Below are 16740 nucleotides of genomic sequence, written 5' to 3' on the forward strand. Positions count from 1 at the left end.
CCTGAAAACTCGTCGTATAATTGAACTGTATAAATAAACAGTTGTGAGTGGCGGTGTCTGACAAAATACGAAAATTCATCCATGTCGATATGGATTGCTTCTACGCCGCAGTGGAAATGCGAGATAATCCTCACTATCGCGGTAAGGCACTAGCGGTTGGTGGCAGCGAGCGCCAGAGAGGCGTAATAAGCACATGCAATTATGAAGCTCGAAAGTTTGGGGTTCGTTCAGCTATGCCAACTGCACAAGCGCTTAAGCTTTGTCCCAATTTGTTGCTAGTCCCTGGACGTATGCAGATTTATAAAGAGACCTCAATTAAGATTCGAGAGATATTCTCTCGTTATACTTCGTTGATTGAGCCACTGTCTCTGGACGAAGCTTATTTAGACGTTACCGATTCTCCACACTGTCAAAACTCTGCAACTCTGATTGCGGAAGCGATTCGCAAAGACATCTGGGATGAATTACAACTCACGGCTTCAGCAGGCGTCGCACCATTGAAGTTTCTCGCCAAAATCGCTTCAGACATGAATAAGCCAAATGGTCAGTTTGTGATTCCACCCGATAAAGTACAACAGGTTGTTGATGATCTCGAACTTGGTAAGATACCCGGAGTAGGAAAGGTCAGCCTTGAAAAGCTCAACAAAGCAGGTCTATTTACTTGTTTAGACGTTCGTAATAGTGATTACCGAGAGCTGATCGTGCGCTTTGGGCGCCTTGGTGCTTCGCTGTGGAAAAAGAGTCATGGAATTGATGAGCGGGAAGTGGTCGTCGAGCGAGAGCGTAAGTCCATTGGTGTCGAAAGGACGTTTAGCACTAATATTTCGTCCTTTGAACAATGTTGGCAAGTAATAGAAGAGAAGTTGTACCCAGAACTGGATATGCGACTTAATAAAGCTCAGCCTAAACGTAATGTTATCAAGCAAGGCATCAAAGTGAAGTTTGCTGACTTTAAACTAACGACCATCGAGCATGTCCACAATAGATTGGATTTAGCATATTTTAAAGACCTGCTGCGAGAGGTGTTAGAGCGTCAACAAGGCCGCGAGATTCGTTTGTTAGGATTAAGCGTTATGTTGGAGCCCATAGAGCAAGCTCGCCAACTGACGATGTTTGAAGATTAACCGTTACATTGTTAACTAGTAATTGTAGTAAGGAGCTCAATGGACAAGCAAGCGCTGCTAGATGACGTGATCGGTCAACTGGAACAGAACGTTGTGATGTTAACTTCCGCGATGGAGAAAACGGTTGACGCCGCGACCAATGAAGAAACAGTGCCAGAGCATAAATATGATACCTTGGCTTTAGAAGCGTCATACCTTGCTCACGGGCAAGCGGTGAGGTTGGAGCAAGTAAAAAGCGATATCGCATTACTTCGCAAAATGGTATTGAATCCATTCTCGTCACTAGACAATGTTAGACTTACCACCGTGGTAGAGATAGAAGATGAAGACGAAGTAGTGTCGCGATTTTTCGTACTACCATGTGCTGGCGGCCTGACCATTGAAGAGGCGACAATCAAGGTAGTCACACCACACTCGCCTTTAGGTAAGGCCCTAATTGGTAAGTCTATTGATGATGAGGTTGTGGTTAGTATTGAAGAGAAACTGACGCATTATGCTATTATTCACTTATATTAAGCGTATGCTATAGGGTAATTTATGAAGATACACAATAGAGTGTTCAGTCGTAGTCTATTATTAAGCACCTTACTAGCCTCGGGTCATGCTTTGGCTGTGGGTCAGTGTGGTGTCGATATCAAGAATGAAGTTCACCTTGATGGCGAGCAGGTAGAAATTGTAAAGACCCCCGCTTCTAAAGTACTTATTGATGAAGACAATAACTTATTCATCAATGGGAAAGCGATAGAGCTGACTCAGTTGCAAAAAGAAGCACTTGAAAGTTATCGCGAAAACATGAATAAGTACGTGCCTAAAGCGAAGGAGCTTGCGGAAAACGGGCTCGAACTTACCAATGAACTTATCGACGATGTTGCAGAGAGTTTTGACAACTCAGAAGCGTTCCAAAACGTAAAACAAGCCGTTGCCGAGTTTTTTGCTGATGTGGAATCTCGATATGAAAATAATGGCGAGTTTGTTCTACAATCTGAAGCCTTTAGCTCCTTTATGGACAATTGGGAACAAGATGTCGCTAAAGCGAAAGAAGTTTTTAATAAAGAATTCTTTAGTAGTGCGTTTACTGCTCTTCAAGAGAAAATGAGTGAAGAGGGAGGCTTGAATTTGACTGAACTATCGAAGCAGATGGACGAGCTCAAAACTCGTATGTCAGAAACCATGAAGGTACAGTCTGAATCGTTGAAGCAACAAGCAGAAGATTACTGCGATTCTCTCAATGATGTTGCTGAACAAGAGCAAGATCTTCAAAAGAAAATCCCAGAGTTAAAGGACTATCAAGTCTTTACTATTTAACTTTGTTATTACTGTAAGTTATCTATGAGCTCCGCTAGTGCTTAAAAAGTAATAGCGGAGTTTTTTGTATTAGGATGTTGGGTTTTAGTGTTGCATCTTTTGGTAATTGTAAATTAAGTTGCTTTTTTTTTTGCTGTAACGAAAAACTTACTATTAATACTGATGTTTATATTAGAGTATTTAACTAAATAACATTGCTCTCGTCGCATTTTTATCATACTGTACCAGCAAACTAGTACGGTATGATATTCGCAGTGGACATTTCTAATTCTTCTTCAGCTCCAAGGGAGCATTTTGGTTCTCGACTTGGCTTTATACTGGCTGCAGCTGGTGCAGCTGTTGGTCTCGGCAACATCTGGGGATTCCCAACTCAAGCTGCAAGTAATGGCGGTGGGGCATTTTTGTTGGTTTATTTGGTGATGATTTTGGTGGTCGCCTTTCCTATGTTGGTTGTGGAAATGGCGATTGGTCGTCATGGTCAAGCCAACCCAGTGGATAGTATGAAGTCACTAACCACTAATGCTCTAGGTAAACGAGCGGGCGGCCTCGTTGGCTGGATTGGCCTTTCTGTGCCATGCGCAGTACTAGCATTTTATTCCATTGTTGGTGGCTGGCTGATTTGCTTCTTGTTTGGGGCGTTAGCAGATATTGCAGGCTTAACGAGTCTTGCCGACTGGTTCAAGGGTTTTAGTGTCGAACGCAACGTGTTCGGTACCATTGTCTTCTACCTTCTCACTGTTCTTATCGTTCAAGGTGGTGTTAAACAGGGGATCGAGAAATGGTCAACCCGATTAATGCCTTCACTCTTCATTCTATTTGCGTTGTTATTCGTTTATATCATGATGCAACAAGGAGCGATGGAAGGACTCAAGCATTACCTAATCCCTGATTTCGAAAAAGTTTGGGACAGGAAATTAATTCTTGCTGCCATGGGACAGGGTTTTTTCTCATTAACGATAGGTGGCTGTTCAATGCTGATTTATGGCTCTTACCTTTCAAAAAAAGAGAACCTGCCGAAGATGGCGATGAACGTCACGTTAGTAGATACAGCGGTGGCATTTATCGCTGGTTTGGTGGTGATGCCAGCGATGTTTGTTGCTATGCAGAAAGGGGTACAAATCTATGCTGAAGACGGTTCATTATTGAGCTCCGACACGCTTGTTTTTACCGTGCTGCCATTGATGTTTGAATCTCTTGGTTTATTGGGTTTAGTGTTTTCTGTTGTTTTCTTCTTGTTGCTTACAATTGCAGCGCTAACGTCTTCTATTTCGATGCTTGAATGTCCGGTAGCGTTAGTAGATGAACGCTTCAAGACTGGCCGTAAGAAAACCAGTTGGATACTGGGCGCATTAATCGCTCTATTTAGTGTCTATATTGTGTTTAATTTTGCAGAGCTATTTGGCCTAGTAGCAATGGTAGCAACGCAATATTTACAACCAGTCGCAGCACTGCTGTTCTGCTTATTTGGTGGTTGGGTCTGGAGCCGAGCTGGTAAGATAAAAGAGCTTGAACAAGGCTGTCCAGACTTTCAGCTTGGCTGGTTTGGCAAGGTATGGCCTTTCTACGTGAAATTCGTCTGCCCGATCTTAGTGATTACGGTTATTTGGGCATCGTTTGGTTGAGACAAACAGTATGAGATCAGTAAAAAAGCTCTGCATTTGCAGAGCTTTTTTACAAAGAAAACGTCGTGTCTACGTCTTATCGAAATTGACCAGCCTCGGGAAGAAAATCAAACCCAGCACCTGCTAGTTTCTCAATTAATGCCGACTTACTGATATCGAAGAAGTTAGCAAGTTTGTCGAGATCGCCAGCAAAATCGTCCCGTAGCTTCATATTAACAATACTCATCAGCATGACAGGGTCCATACTCTCAAAGTTCGCTAGATTCATAGTGTGCTCTCTACCTATCTTCAAAATCGGAAATTAGTAAATTGGCCGCGGCAAAAGCTGCCTTTTCACGTGTTTCCAAAGGTAAGGATTCGTCCGCTGCAATGTCGTTTAACGCACGTACTGCACAAGAAATAGCCTGGGGGATATAACCTTGGTCACCACTACCAATTTGGGCGTAGATTTCTCTTACTAAGTCACAACAACCGTAAACTTGCATATCAATGATCTCTGTAAATGATAACTTGTCTCAATATACACAGAGGTAACGGAAAAAACAAAACTGCCTTTTGATATGAAACAAAAAAGCCGATGTTATGGTTAAACATCGGCTTGATCATGGCGATTAAAGCAGCGAATTATGCTTTAGCAGGAATGGCTTCTAATAGCGCAACCATTTGGTTCCAGAACAGTTCAACGGTATCGATTTTCACTTTCTCATCTGGCGAATGAGGGAACTTGATCGTTGGGCCAAACGAGACCATATCCATGCTAGGGTATGGTTCTTTGAACAGACCACACTCTAAGCCCGCGTGAATGACCATAATGTTTGGTTTGTGACCATAGATACCTTCATACATGTCACGGAAGATAGCCATGATTTCTGATTCTGGATCAGGCTTCCAACCAGGATATGCGCCTGAGCATTGGATAGTAGCGCCAGCTAGCTCTGCGATAGAGGCTAGCATGCCTTCAACTTGTGAACGCCCAGAGTCAATTAAAGAGCGAATCAAACAAAGTACTTCTACTTTATCTGTTTGAGTGCTGATAACGCCAACGTTTAACGAGGTTTCTACCACGCCTTCAATATCATCACTCATGCGAATCACGCCATTTGGACAAGCGTTTAGTGCTGCAATGAAGCGAGCTTGAGATTCTGTCGCAAATACATCAGCTAAGTCAGCTGCATCGTTAAAGGTAACAATATCGGTTTCGATAGCGCCAAGCTCAGATTTCAGCAGTTCAGTATAGAAGCTGTATAATTCGTCCAGCTTTGCTAGATTCGTTTCTGGCAGTGCAAGGGTGACAAAACCTTCACGTGGGATGGCATTACGTAAGCTACCGCCACGGAATTCAATAAGACGTGCGTCTAACTCTTGAGCATGACCAGCAAGGAAGCGAGCCAGCAGCTTGTTAGCATTGCCGCGACCAGTATGGATATCACACCCGGAGTGTCCGCCTTTAAGACCTTTTAATGTCAGCTGACGCGCCACATAACCTTCAGGAGCTGCTTCACGATTTACCTCGAAAGTAATTGCTGCGTCGATACCGCCAGCACAGCCCATGTAGACTTCACCTTCTTGCTCTGAATCCGTGTTAAGTAGGATGTCACCTTCCAGCCAACCTGCTTCAAGACCAAACGCGCCAGTCATACCAGCTTCTTCGTCGATAGTTAGCAATACCTCTAGAGGACCGTGTTTGATGTCATTAGAAGCAAGTACAGCTAAACATGTTGCCATACCAATACCGTTATCAGCACCCAATGTTGTGCCTTTTGCGGTTACCCATTCGCCATCGATGTAAGGTTGAATTGGGTCAACGGTAAAGTCATGGTCAGTATCTTCGTTCTTTTGCGGTACCATATCGATGTGCGCTTGAAGCACAACACCTTTCTTATGCTCCATTCCTGCGGTAGCAGGCTTCTTAATGAAGACGTTGCCAGTTTTGTCACGTTTTACTTCAAGACCTTGCTCCTTTGCCCAGCCGACAATGTACTCTGCAAGAGCTTCTTCATGCTTAGATGGGTGAGGGATAGAGCAGATTTTATCGAAAAATTGCCAGACAGGTGCTGGTGACAACTTACTGATTTCAGAATGGAATTCAGACACGGAACTCTCCTTTTGACGGGCTTTGCTAGATAGTTGTTCCTCAGATGCTCCTTATTTTGAAGGGAACGTCTGGTTTTCTAGCTTATTTAAGATAAAGCAAAGGATATCATTAGTTGTAAATAGGTAGTAGTCAAACCTGAAGTATCTTGTAGAAACGGTGGTAAAGCTTAGTTACCAGACTTGAATGAGTCTAGGTGCATATTTGATAGTGTTGTTTTTGTAATTTAATTACAGTTTTAAGTAATAAATTAGTCATCATTAAAATAATTGTGACTTAGATCGCTTTTGTGCTTGTAATAAAAATCCGATATGGTATTCTTTTGAACAGTTGAGAGACTCAACGATACTGCTCACGGAAAGAGCCCGATTTATCGCCTCCAAGGAACCGAGATTCAAAGCAATTAATGCACAATGATGTTTTGTTAGAAGGTGATGTTTATGAAAGGTTTAGCAAGCGCGATGTTTTGGACAACTCAAAACGTATACACAAAAGACTTCGCGTACAATGTCTACTTTGGTAGATAGTGAACGATTTATACCCCTATATTTAGAATTTTTCGTTGGTTATATACCCCAATTGATGACCAAATTATTCTACCGCCACTCAACTGAGTGGCGTTTTTTTTGTCTTTTATCTCCCCAAACTACCGTCTCAATCTCAAAAAACGTTCAAATAGTGAACGAACGGTAAATAGCCTGACTACACTGAATTCTATTGGCGATTGAGTAACTACATCAAATTGTTAGTTATTGTTACCGAATAGGTTTCATATCAACTTAAAATTATTTGGTTTAGAGTCAAAATTCTAGGTGGAATTTGCGTTTTGATAACCTTATAATTCGCGCCAATCGTTTACGCAACCGTTTACTTTTTACATTTTAGGGATTCGATTATGCTCGAAAGGCTGTTTAAACTCAGTGAACATGGCACCAATGTGCGCACTGAGATCATCGCAGGTTTAACAACCTTCCTGACGATGGCTTACATTATTTTTGTTAACCCAGCAATTCTAGCTGATGCCGGCATGGATCGCGGCGCAGTATTCGTTGCTACCTGTCTTGCGGCTGCTATTGGCTGTTTCATCATGGGCTTCGTAGCTAACTATCCAATCGCACAGGCTCCTGGTATGGGGCTGAATGCGTTCTTTACCTACGCGGTTGTGCTAGGTATGGGTTACACATGGCAAGTGGCTCTAGCGGCAGTATTTTGCTCAGGTGTCTTGTTCATCCTTTTGAGTGTGTTCAAAATTCGTGAGTGGATCATTAACTCCATTCCAATGTCGCTTAGAACCGGTATTTCTGCGGGTATTGGTCTATTTTTGGCACTTATCGCGCTGAAAAACGCGGGTATTGTTGTCGATAACCCAGCAACACTGGTTTCGCTTGGTCATATCACGTCACTGCCAGCAACTCTCGCTGCAGTTGGTTTCTTTCTGACTATTGCACTTGTACACCGTGGTGTAAAAGGTGCAGTAATGATCGCTATCTTGGCGGTAACCGGTCTTGGTCTTATTTTTGGTGACGTGCAGTGGGGCGGTATCATGTCTGCTCCACCAAGCATTGCGCCTACCTTCATGCAATTAGATTTCTCAGCCGTGTTTGAGATTGGCATGATTTCAGTGGTATTTGCTTTCTTATTCGTCGACTTGTTTGACACTGCAGGTACGCTGGTTGGCGTTGCTCAAAAAGCAGATTTAATCGGCAAAGATGGCAAAATCCCACGCTTGAACAAAGCGCTTCTAGCGGATTCAACAGCGACATCAGTAGGTGCACTACTGGGTACGTCAAACACAACCTCATATGTAGAGAGTACAGCAGGTGTGGCTGCTGGCGGTCGTACAGGTCTGACTGCAGTTGTTGTTGGCATTTTGTTTGTACTTGCTTTATTCTTCTCGCCTTTGGCGGGTATGATCCCAGCTTACGCAACTGCAGGTGCTCTGTTTTACGTAGCAATTCTTATGATGTCTGGTCTAGTTGGTATCGACTGGAGAGACATTACAGAAGCTGCGCCGGTTGTTGTAACTTGCTTGCTGATGCCTTTTACATTCTCTATTGCAGAAGGTATCTCGTTAGGTTTCATTGCTTACGCGGCGATCAAAGCATTGAGTGGTAAAGGACGTGACGTTTCTCTAAGTGTATGGGTAATGTCGGCAATCTTTATCATGAAGTACATTTTGGCTGCATAACGCACGAACACGTTTTAATTAGGTTTTTACTATGGCTAACAAATTCATCATCACATGGGACAATATGCACGCATATTGCCGTCAACTTGCTGAGCGTCAAATGCCAGCAGAACAGTGGAAAGGCATTCTAGGCGTAAGCCGTGGTGGTCTGGTTCCTGCTGCAATTCTGGCTCGTGAGCTAGGTATTCGTTACGTAGATACGGTATGTATCTCTAGCTACGATCACGATCATCAGCGTGACATGACAGTGCTAAAAGCACCTGAGCATGATGGTGAAGGTTATCTAATCGTTGATGATTTAGTAGACAGTGGCGACACTGCTCGTAAGATCCGCGAGATGTACCCTAAAGCTAAATTTGTAACAGTATGTGCGAAACCTGCGGGTGTTGAGCTTGTTGATGAATACATCGTTGACATCGCTCAGGACTGTTGGATTGAGCAGCCATGGGATATGGTGCTGTCTTACGTTGAGCCAATCAACCGTAAACAAAAATAAATACATCAATCTGTATTTGCGAAAAATGACCCTTTATTGGGTCATTTTTTTTATTACTATATAGGACAAAGTTCCATTAGAAGGCTATGACATGTCTGAAGAAACCAGCAAGAATATCTCTGAGACGTTGTTCGAGAAAAACAAACAGGCAAAAGAAACCTCCCGTCTGATTAGATATATGCCGAGTAGCGATAAGCTGCTTGAGGAGCGCAGAGCGGAGAACCCAACCTCTTGGTACCGAAACCTACTACGGTTGCAATGGGTTTGGCAGGGTATTGATCCTATTGAACAGGAAAGTGTGCTAGCGACCATTGCCTCATCAAAACATTCTCGTACGGTTGACGAGTGGCTGGATACCGTAATGGGCTATCACGGTGGCAACTGGAACTATGAGTGGACGAAGCTTGGTATGTTGCATCAAAAGCGTGCTAATGATGTGACCGGGGATGACTCGGCCGAAGAGTTATTTAAAGCCTCACTTTGTTTTAGCATTGCAGGTTACCCTCATCTAAAGAACGACAATCTTGCGTTACAGGCGCAGGTGCTAGCGAATACGGCTTACAATGAGGCAGCAAAACGTACTAGTCACATTATTAAGCAAATTGAAGTTCCTTATAAGAACAAACGTATTATTGCTAATCTGCACTTAGTTAGCACAGACAAACCACAACCTGTTGTTATAGTGAGTGCTGGTCTCGACTCCTTACAAACAGACATGTGGCGTTTGTTCCGCGATTACCTTGCACCAGCAGGCATCGCGATGTTAACCGTCGATATGCCTTCTATCGGTCACAGCTCTCATTGGCCCCTAACGGAAGACACGTCTTGCTTACACCAAGCTGTGCTAAACGAGCTACCAAATATCCCATGGGTTGATCATTTCAAAGTAGGTCTATTAGGTTTCCGTTTTGGTGGCAACGCGATGGTAAGGTTGTCTTTCCTTGAACCCAATAAGATTAAAGGTTGTGTATCACTTGGCGCACCTATCCATGATTTGCTGACGAGTCCAAAGAAAATCCAGAACATGCCTAAGATGTATTTGGATATGCTGGGCTCTCGATTAGGCAAAGATGCTATTGATATCAATAGTTTGTCAGGGCAGTTAATGGCTTGGTCACTCAAGATACAAGGCTTCCTCAGTGCTCGTCGCACGAAAGTGCCGATCTTAGCAATGAGCCTAGAAGGCGATATGGTTTCACCACATTCAGACAACCGCTTGGTAGCCATGTTCAGTGATTACGGCAAGGCAAAACAAATACCTGCGAAAGGTATTGCTAAAGGATATGAGCAATCACTCGAAATGGCGATTAAGTGGTTGGAGGACGAACTTTGGAGGTGACATTTGTGGTAAATTAGTTAAATATGAAATAAGCGTGTAATCAAATATATGATAAAACAATAAATATCTCGGAAAATTTAACGCTATTTCAATTCAATAACTAATTTTACTTATAAATGGAGTTTCCCCATGTCAGAAGCGGCTAAAAACCCTACGCATTATCGTTTGCTCACTGCTCTAAAAGCGATTGGTCCTTATCTTAGAGAGCCTCTATGCAAAGAAGGGTTTTATCACTTTGATTGCCTTTCCGTTTGTGTTGATGATACTAAGTCTCCAGAAGATAGAGAGTTTTGGGGTTGGTGGGTTGATTTGAGCCTAGTTGATGAGCAATTTGAAGCAACGTATCAGATTGGTCGCTATAACCAAGTAGGTGAGTGGGTCCTAGAGTCGGCTCCGGAATCAGCAACTCAAGAGATTACTCGAACACAAGAAGTGTTCCATGAAAAGTTGGTTTCTGCGCTTCAAGAAAAGTTCTCGTTGGATGTAGCAATACATGATGACTCTGTAGAGTTCGTGTAACGTTTACAAAGCCTCAATGTCTCGATTGGGGCTTTTTTTGCTGCTTTTCCAATCCTCTCACTTTTTACTTGTATAAATGATGTTTGATTGCTAAAACATCACTCCTTATTTAACTTTCGTGTCCAACAAACAGAGATGACAACTGATATTAATCGTCAAGCTACAGACAAAAAAACTGTAGTGGTGAAGTTAGGAACAAGCGTTCTTACAGGTGGTTCCCTAGCGCTAAACAAAGCGCATATGGTCGAGCTCGTTAGACAATGTGCTGAGCTGAAAAAGCTTGGTCATTCTGTGGTTATGGTATCTTCTGGTGCTATTGCCGCAGGCAGAGAGCACCTAGGATACCCCGCACTTCCCAATTCAATGGCGAGTAAGCAGCTATTAGCGGCTGTGGGACAAAGTCAGTTGATTCAAGTTTGGGAGTCGCTATTTGCGATTTACGGACTTAAAATCGGTCAAATGCTGCTAACACGCGCAGATCTTGAGGATCGTGAGCGATTCTTGAATGCACGTGACACCATCAATGCGCTAGTGGAAAACGACATTATTCCGGTTGTGAATGAGAATGATGCGGTTGCGACTAGCGAGATTAAAGTTGGTGATAACGATAACCTGTCAGCATTGGTGGGTATCTTGTGTGGTGCAGACAAACTGCTGCTGTTAACCGATCAGCGTGGCCTGTTTACCGCCGATCCTCGCAAGGATCCTAATGCGGAACTTATTCGCGAAGTCACTACGATTGATGAAACGCTTCGTAAGATTGCTGGCGGCAGTGGAACGACATTGGGCACAGGCGGTATGGCAACCAAACTTCAGGCAGCGGATATTGCACGTCGTGCCGGTATTGAAGTTATTATCGCTGCTGGTAGTGCTGAGAACGTGGTGTTTGATTCGTTGTCAGATGAGCCCCAAGGTACACGCTTCCTACCACTTCCAGAAGCACTAGAGAATCGTAAACGTTGGATTCTTGCTGGCCCGGCAGCAACGGGTAACATTGTCATCGATGCGGGGGCAGTCAATGCTGTGATTGGCAAAGGCAGCAGTTTACTCGCAAAAGGTGTTGTTAAAGTTTCAGGCCGCTTCGCTCGAGGTGAAGTGGTGCGTGTGACAACCAAAGACGGAGCACTGGTTGCAAAAGGAATTTGTGGCTACTCCGATACTGACCTAGCGAAAATTGCAGGTAAACACAGTAAAGAAATCGGTGAGACTCTAGGCTATGACTATGGTGCTGAAGTCATTCACCGCGACGATATGGTTGTCATTCAAGATTAAGAATAAAGGGATAAGTAATGGATATGATTAAACTCGGTCAGAATGCCAAGCAAGCAAGCTTCTCTCTGGCTACTGCATCGACTGCTCAAAAAAACAATGCGCTACAGATCATTGCTGATGAGCTAGAAGCTAATGCTGACGTAATCCTAGCGGCAAACGCTAAAGACATTGAGCTTGGCCGTCAAGCTGGGCTTACTGAAGCACTTTTGGACCGTTTGCTGTTAAACGAGCAGCGCTTGAAAGGCATTGCTGATGACGTGCGCAATGTGATCACCTTGTCAGATCCTGTTGGCAGTGAAATTGACAGCAAAATCCTTGAGAACGGCATGAGTCTGTCTCGTCGTCGCGTGCCACTTGGTGTAGTAGGTGTTATCTATGAAGCGCGTCCAAACGTAACCATCGATATTGCGGCGCTCTGCCTAAAAACAGGTAACGCAAGCATTCTGCGTGGCGGTAAAGAGACGTTTTACTCCAATATGGAACTGGTGAAAGTCATTCAATTGGCGTTAGATAAAGCGGGCTTGCCAGCTGCTTCGGTTCAGTATATTGAAAAGCCAGATCGTGAGCTTGTATCACAACTGCTTAAGTTGGATGATTATGTCGATATGATCATTCCTCGTGGTGGTGCCGGTTTACACAAAATGTGTAAAGAGAACAGTAATATACCAGTAATCATTGGCGGCTTTGGTATCAGTCATATTTTCGTTGATGAGTCTGCTGACCTAGTACGTTCTTTAGATGTGGTTGAAAACTCTAAAGTTCAGCGTCCATCTGCGTGTAATGCATTGGACACCCTACTAGTGCATGAGAAGGTAGCGGCGGAGTTCTTATCGATGCTTGCCGAGCGTCTCAAAGGTAAAGTGAGCCTAGTCGCTGAGCCAAAGGCGGAGGCTATTCTAGCTGGCGCTGCAGATTTAAGAAGTGCAGGCGAAGGCGATTTTGATACTGAGTGGTTGAGTTTTACGCTAGGTGTGAAAGTGGTTGCGGATGTGGAAGAAGCGATTCACCATATGCGAATACATAATGCCAGTCACTCCGACGCTATTATGACTAACAGCTTGGTGAACTCAGAAAAGTTCATCAACTCAGCAGGTTCGGCAGCGGTTTATGTTAACGCATCTACGCGTTTTACCGATGGAGCGCAGTTTGGCTTAGGTGCTGAAGTTGCCGTGTCTACTCAGAAGCTTCATGCTCGTGGTCCAATGGGCTTAGAAGAACTAACCAGCTACAAGTGGGTTGGAAAGGCTGATTACTTGCCACGTGCGTAATTAATCACAAGCATTATGAATTGAAAAAGTCAGAGCCATAAGCTCTGACTTTTTTGTTTGTGCGCTTCTGTTTGCACCGACGACTTACTTGGAGTGCGCTATCGCTTCGCTTTAGCCAAAAAGCGGTCTAAATTATTGGCAAATTCGCGTCGTTCAGTTTGTCCTAACGGTGCGGGCCCGCCAGTTTGAACGCCACTCGAGCGCATGGTATCCATAAAGTCGCGAATGTTGAGTCGTGCTTTAATTGTATCTTTAGTGTACATCTCGCCGCGCGGACTTAGCGCTAGGGCATTCTTGGTGATGACTTCATCTGCAAGCGGGATATCTGATGTGATGACTAAATCGCCCTCGCTAACACGCCTTACAATTTCATTGTCAGCGATATCAAACCCTGAAGGCACAGTGAGTGAGTGAATGTTCTCTCGTTTTGGTACAGGCACCGCGTGATTCGCCACGAATGTGCAGGTTAATCCGGTTCGCTCTGCTGCTCGACAAATAGTTTCGCGAATTACCTTTGGACACGCATCGGCATCCACCCAAATCTTAACCATTGTTCTGCTCCAGCTTGGTCAGTCTTTCCGTCAGTAGCGCGACTTGTTGTTCTAATTCCTTCACTCTGAGTTCCAATGGCTGAATCTCAGGCTCAGCAGCCACTTCAACTTTAGGAACGTGTTGGCTACTCTTCCAGGACTTAATTACAGTTATTAGTGCAGGCATAGGCACTTTGGTCTTCAAACGCGCCTTTACCAAAGCGACTGTTGGTTCCTTGCCCTCAGCATGCAATGAGTTTAAAGCCGCTTCAATTTCTGCGGAGACATCTTTCGTTAGCATGTTTTTTTCCATTCAATAAGGGATAACTAAATAGTACCTGTGATTTTGGTCGGGGTACAGAAAAGCAAAAGTCGATTCTCGTCACACTTTGGCATTGATGGCTTCATTAATAAGCGCGCTAAAACGGAAGAGGCTTGTGCGAGATCTCTCACAGCAGTTGTGAGAGAAAGAGATAAAAGCGCGAGAAATTTGGAAGAAAACAATATTAAGTGTTTGTATTTATTGATTTTTAACCGTTGTGAAACATTTTGGTGCGGAAAAAATTGAGTTTTCTGCATTGCTCAAAAACGGCAATCGCGTAAATTAGAACTTGTCGGAAGGATGCTGACACGGAACAGGAAAGACATTGGAAGGTCATCTTCAGGAAGAAGATTTGGTTACCAAGGGAATCGTAACCAGCAAGGAAGTTAGGATAGCGCGGGATGCGAACAATCATCAGGAAGATGATTTAAAAGGAAAAGGATACACTCAGGAAGAGTGAAGGAACCCCATCAGGAAGATGGTCAAGGACACCGCTCAAGGAACAAGTGAAGCGAGCTGACTGGGATGGTTAGCGTCATTGGATGAGATGGACACCGCTAGGACGGCGACGAATGGATATAGCTGAAGGATTCAGCCACTATTACGGATGATGCATGGAGCATTTTTAGTAGCCGGACTGCTGCGAGTAAGACTATAGCCCCAATACGCAAGTGTTGGGGCTTTTCTTATATCTGAGATCAATAAATCTCATGGAATCACTTGTTATAGTCTGCACGCGAAATCAAAGGAATGTAAGAACGTTATGACGATCGCCACGCTACGGACAGTATTAATCCCCTATACCGACCATCTCGAGTCGGATTTTCTCATGCTTAACGTCTGTGCTAAGAATAGAAAGCACATGAATGGCCCTCACACGTTGGCAAAAGCACGCACTATTTTTCAATCGATCTTAAGCGACCCTGATATTTATGCCATGGCAGTCTTGGACATTCGAACCAGAGACTATTTGGGTCATATATTTGTCGACAGGCATGCGAGTAGTGAAGGGGAACTGGGCTATATCTTTGATAAACAGTATTGGAATAAAGGTATTGCCACGGAAGTGTTGCGCGCGTTTATTCCTGACGTGGTTGCGGCCTTGGGATTAAGTAAATTGACGGCGAATGTCGATACTGACCATGAACCTTCCATCAGACTACTTAAGAAGCTCGACTTTGAGCAAATAGGCCATGCAAAAGATGAACACGGCCCGTATTTGATCTTTCAATCTACATTCGGTGCGGTGGCAGATGAAAATTCAGAACATGAAAGCCTTTCATCAACAGCTTTCCTTGATAGTAATCATCGCCCAGGGCTGAAAACTCAAATTCATAAATAGTATGCCAACCCCATCTACCGTTGGCATCTCTTAGCTTGTGTGCGCCGAACGACACGCTAAGCATCTGCAGATCCAATTCTTTGCAACGCCTACTTACCGCAGCTTTAGCAATTTCACCTTGTCGCCTTTGTTGCCAAAACAAAAAGCAAAATAAGCTCAATGCTAAGATCATCAGTAAATTGTCGATCACCGTTAGGTCTCCTTAATGCGTTCGGCCCTGCGTGGCACTTTGCTGTAGCGCGACCAACGCCTGTGCCAGTTCAGGGGACGGACTAGAGTGCAACAGTGGCAGCAGAACCAAACGTAAACTTGGCATCATAACCAGATCGGCAAACAGCTGGTTGAACAGAGTCTGGTTTCCTGTTTGTGCCAGCCTAATCAGAAATTGTTCTGCCAGCGCTGGTGTCGTTAACGGTAACCAAGAGCGACCCGCGATTGCGATGAGAATTTCTTGATGACTGAGTGTCGCACTGGCTAAGATGGTAGTAATCAGTGACTCAAGTTGTTCCGGTTTTCCTCCAGATAAGGCACGGACATATGCGGATAGTAGGAACAGATCGGCATACTCTGTCTCCACCTCTTTTTGTGCCAATTCAAATAAGGTATCAGAAAGTTTTGCTGGAAGGGCAATATGCTCCAAGGCTCCAAGCAGAGCATATCTCGGCTCGTTAGCAATATGTCGTAAACTGGTTCTTACTAGTCGATTGTTATCGTCAGTACTGAGACGAGCGGCAATGTCAGTAATACCTTGTAGACCGACTGTTTGCCAATTATCCCATCCCAGTTTACCGGCAAAATATTCTTGCGCATGCGTGTAGTATTGACTGGTTGGTAGTGCTAACTCAGCACGAAGTACGCTATGAAACACGGCAAGCTTGTCGTCTTTTGGTTTGAACGTAAATGGGTTATTCGCGAGCTTTTGTTGTTGCTCTTCACTCATTTCCTTACTCAGCCGAGTCCCCATCGCTTCCATCACAAACTTAAGAAACTGGCCCACATCAGCCTGACTAAGTAGACCGCGCTCATCGAGGTTAAACTTCAGAAACCATATCCAAGGTTGTTTCTCCGCGTTCCAGTAGGCAATCGCAAACTGTGCCTGTCTTTGAATCGGATAAGGGTACGGTTGGCTTGCTTGCTCAACGTTGGCAAATTGATCATTGTCGATGCGCTGAACTCGTCGAGAAATATCATAAATGTGATATTCGCAGCCACTGTTTACCAGAAGGTCCGACAAAGTATGAATGGTATCCATGGAGTAATTCCTAGTACGGTTTGGGTATAGAACAATAGATGGTATTCTATCGCGAATTTTCAAGTCATT

Annotated in this window: 18 protein-coding genes; 11 read left to right on the plus strand and 7 right to left on the minus strand. The window is 44.1% G+C overall.

Translation table 11 applies throughout. The features are described from left to right. Positions 1–53 precede the first annotated feature (53 nt). The 4 genes from dinB (at position 54) to OH456_RS21725 (ending at position 4051) form a co-directional block, all read left to right on the plus strand. Positions 54–1124, plus strand: coding sequence for a DNA polymerase IV (gene dinB / locus OH456_RS21710; RefSeq protein ID WP_252038289.1), 1071 nt, complete (start codon positions 54–56; stop codon positions 1122–1124). A 39-nt stretch (positions 1125–1163) separates the two neighbouring features. Further along, positions 1164–1640, plus strand: coding sequence for a GreA/GreB family elongation factor (locus OH456_RS21715; protein ID WP_270034243.1), 477 nt, complete (start codon positions 1164–1166; stop codon positions 1638–1640). Between the two features lie 21 nt (positions 1641–1661). Further along, the gene (locus OH456_RS21720) at positions 1662–2429 is read left to right on the plus strand and encodes a YggN family protein (protein WP_270034244.1); all 768 of its coding nucleotides are present in this window, start codon (positions 1662–1664) and stop codon (positions 2427–2429) included. A gap of 260 nt (positions 2430–2689) precedes the next feature. Next, positions 2690–4051: a sodium-dependent transporter gene (locus OH456_RS21725; protein WP_270034275.1), complete on the plus strand. Its 1362-nt coding sequence runs from the start codon at positions 2690–2692 to the stop codon at positions 4049–4051. Between the two features lie 76 nt (positions 4052–4127). On the opposite strand, the gene OH456_RS21730 is transcribed toward OH456_RS21725, so the two are convergent. From OH456_RS21730 to OH456_RS21740, 3 genes are all read right to left on the minus strand, one after another. Continuing rightward, positions 4128–4319, minus strand: a complete 192-nt coding sequence (locus OH456_RS21730; RefSeq protein WP_270034245.1) for a DUF4250 domain-containing protein — start codon at positions 4317–4319, stop codon at positions 4128–4130. A 10-nt stretch (positions 4320–4329) separates the two neighbouring features. Next, on the minus strand, positions 4330–4536 hold the full coding sequence (locus OH456_RS21735; RefSeq protein WP_270034246.1) for a YaeP family protein: 207 nt from the start codon (positions 4534–4536) through the stop codon (positions 4330–4332). A gap of 139 nt (positions 4537–4675) precedes the next feature. Further along, entirely contained in the window at positions 4676–6145 is a 1470-nt protein-coding gene (locus tag OH456_RS21740; RefSeq protein WP_270034247.1) for an aminoacyl-histidine dipeptidase, read from the minus strand. An 893-nt stretch (positions 6146–7038) separates the two neighbouring features. Here OH456_RS21740 and OH456_RS21745 point away from each other — a divergent pair. From OH456_RS21745 to OH456_RS21770, 6 genes are all read left to right on the plus strand, one after another. Next, positions 7039–8331 carry an NCS2 family permease gene (locus OH456_RS21745; protein ID WP_031494607.1) on the plus strand — a complete coding sequence of 431 codons (1293 nt, stop codon included), beginning with the start codon at positions 7039–7041 and terminating at the stop codon, positions 8329–8331. A gap of 31 nt (positions 8332–8362) precedes the next feature. Next, on the plus strand, positions 8363–8827 hold the full coding sequence (gpt, locus tag OH456_RS21750) for a xanthine phosphoribosyltransferase (RefSeq protein ID WP_038229262.1): 465 nt from the start codon (positions 8363–8365) through the stop codon (positions 8825–8827). Between the two features lie 91 nt (positions 8828–8918). Next, positions 8919–10166 (plus strand): esterase FrsA, encoded by a 1248-nt coding sequence (gene frsA, locus OH456_RS21755; protein ID WP_031494605.1) that lies wholly within the window; start codon positions 8919–8921, stop codon positions 10164–10166. A 129-nt stretch (positions 10167–10295) separates the two neighbouring features. Beyond that, positions 10296–10685, plus strand: a complete 390-nt coding sequence (gene crl / locus OH456_RS21760; protein ID WP_006075710.1) for a sigma factor-binding protein Crl — start codon at positions 10296–10298, stop codon at positions 10683–10685. Between the two features lie 135 nt (positions 10686–10820). Beyond that, on the plus strand, positions 10821–11957 hold the full coding sequence (proB, locus tag OH456_RS21765) for a glutamate 5-kinase (RefSeq protein ID WP_082795499.1): 1137 nt from the start codon (positions 10821–10823) through the stop codon (positions 11955–11957). Between the two features lie 17 nt (positions 11958–11974). After that, the gene (locus OH456_RS21770) at positions 11975–13225 is read left to right on the plus strand and encodes a glutamate-5-semialdehyde dehydrogenase (protein ID WP_198558167.1); all 1251 of its coding nucleotides are present in this window, start codon (positions 11975–11977) and stop codon (positions 13223–13225) included. Positions 13226–13323: 98 nt separating this feature from the next. Here OH456_RS21770 and OH456_RS21775 read toward each other — a convergent pair whose 3' ends face one another. Continuing rightward, entirely contained in the window at positions 13324–13776 is a 453-nt protein-coding gene (locus tag OH456_RS21775; RefSeq protein ID WP_038229268.1) for a YaiI/YqxD family protein, read from the minus strand. Then, the gene (locus tag OH456_RS21780) at positions 13769–14056 is read right to left on the minus strand and encodes a hypothetical protein (protein ID WP_006069864.1); all 288 of its coding nucleotides are present in this window, start codon (positions 14054–14056) and stop codon (positions 13769–13771) included. The genes OH456_RS21775 and OH456_RS21780 overlap by 8 nt, the downstream gene beginning before the upstream one ends. An 850-nt stretch (positions 14057–14906) precedes the next feature. On the opposite strand from OH456_RS21780, the gene OH456_RS21785 reads away from it, so the two are divergent. Continuing rightward, positions 14907–15419, plus strand: coding sequence for a GNAT family N-acetyltransferase (locus OH456_RS21785; protein ID WP_333482768.1), 513 nt, complete (start codon positions 14907–14909; stop codon positions 15417–15419). On the opposite strand, the gene OH456_RS21790 is transcribed toward OH456_RS21785, so the two are convergent. Both OH456_RS21790 and OH456_RS21795 read right to left on the minus strand, forming a co-directional pair. Then, on the minus strand, positions 15310–15609 hold the full coding sequence (locus OH456_RS21790) for a DUF3301 domain-containing protein (protein ID WP_081875866.1): 300 nt from the start codon (positions 15607–15609) through the stop codon (positions 15310–15312). The two genes, OH456_RS21785 and OH456_RS21790, sit on opposite strands and share 110 nt — an antisense overlap. 12 nt (positions 15610–15621) lie before the next feature. Then, positions 15622–16671, minus strand: coding sequence for a DUF3549 family protein (locus OH456_RS21795; RefSeq protein ID WP_270034248.1), 1050 nt, complete (start codon positions 16669–16671; stop codon positions 15622–15624). Between the last annotated feature and the right edge of the window lie 69 nt (positions 16672–16740).

The sequence above is a fragment of the Vibrio sp. La 4.2.2 genome (assembly GCF_027586995.1).
Lineage (GTDB): Bacteria > Pseudomonadota > Gammaproteobacteria > Enterobacterales > Vibrionaceae > Vibrio > Vibrio mediterranei.

What these genes read in the sequence shown, in the direction of transcription:
- OH456_RS21715 (WP_270034243.1), top strand. Translation starts at nt 1,164, where the DNA reads ATGGACAAGCAAGCGCTGCTAGATGACGTGATCGGTCAACTGGAACAG.
- OH456_RS21720 (WP_270034244.1), top strand. Translation starts at nt 1,662, where the DNA reads ATGAAGATACACAATAGAGTGTTCAGTCGTAGTCTATTATTAAGCACC.
- OH456_RS21730 (WP_270034245.1), bottom strand. Translation starts at nt 4,319, where the DNA reads ATGAATCTAGCGAACTTTGAGAGTATGGACCCTGTCATGCTGATGAGT.
- OH456_RS21735 (WP_270034246.1), bottom strand. Translation starts at nt 4,536, where the DNA reads ATGCAAGTTTACGGTTGTTGTGACTTAGTAAGAGAAATCTACGCCCAA.
- OH456_RS21745 (WP_031494607.1), top strand. Translation starts at nt 7,039, where the DNA reads ATGCTCGAAAGGCTGTTTAAACTCAGTGAACATGGCACCAATGTGCGC.
- gpt (WP_038229262.1), top strand. Translation starts at nt 8,363, where the DNA reads ATGGCTAACAAATTCATCATCACATGGGACAATATGCACGCATATTGC.
- frsA (WP_031494605.1), top strand. Translation starts at nt 8,919, where the DNA reads ATGTCTGAAGAAACCAGCAAGAATATCTCTGAGACGTTGTTCGAGAAA.
- crl (WP_006075710.1), top strand. Translation starts at nt 10,296, where the DNA reads ATGTCAGAAGCGGCTAAAAACCCTACGCATTATCGTTTGCTCACTGCT.
- proB (WP_082795499.1), top strand. Translation starts at nt 10,821, where the DNA reads ATGACAACTGATATTAATCGTCAAGCTACAGACAAAAAAACTGTAGTG.
- OH456_RS21770 (WP_198558167.1), top strand. Translation starts at nt 11,975, where the DNA reads ATGGATATGATTAAACTCGGTCAGAATGCCAAGCAAGCAAGCTTCTCT.
- OH456_RS21775 (WP_038229268.1), bottom strand. Translation starts at nt 13,776, where the DNA reads ATGGTTAAGATTTGGGTGGATGCCGATGCGTGTCCAAAGGTAATTCGC.
- OH456_RS21780 (WP_006069864.1), bottom strand. Translation starts at nt 14,056, where the DNA reads ATGCTAACGAAAGATGTCTCCGCAGAAATTGAAGCGGCTTTAAACTCA.
- OH456_RS21785 (WP_333482768.1), top strand. Translation starts at nt 14,907, where the DNA reads ATGCTTAACGTCTGTGCTAAGAATAGAAAGCACATGAATGGCCCTCAC.
- OH456_RS21795 (WP_270034248.1), bottom strand. Translation starts at nt 16,671, where the DNA reads ATGGATACCATTCATACTTTGTCGGACCTTCTGGTAAACAGTGGCTGC.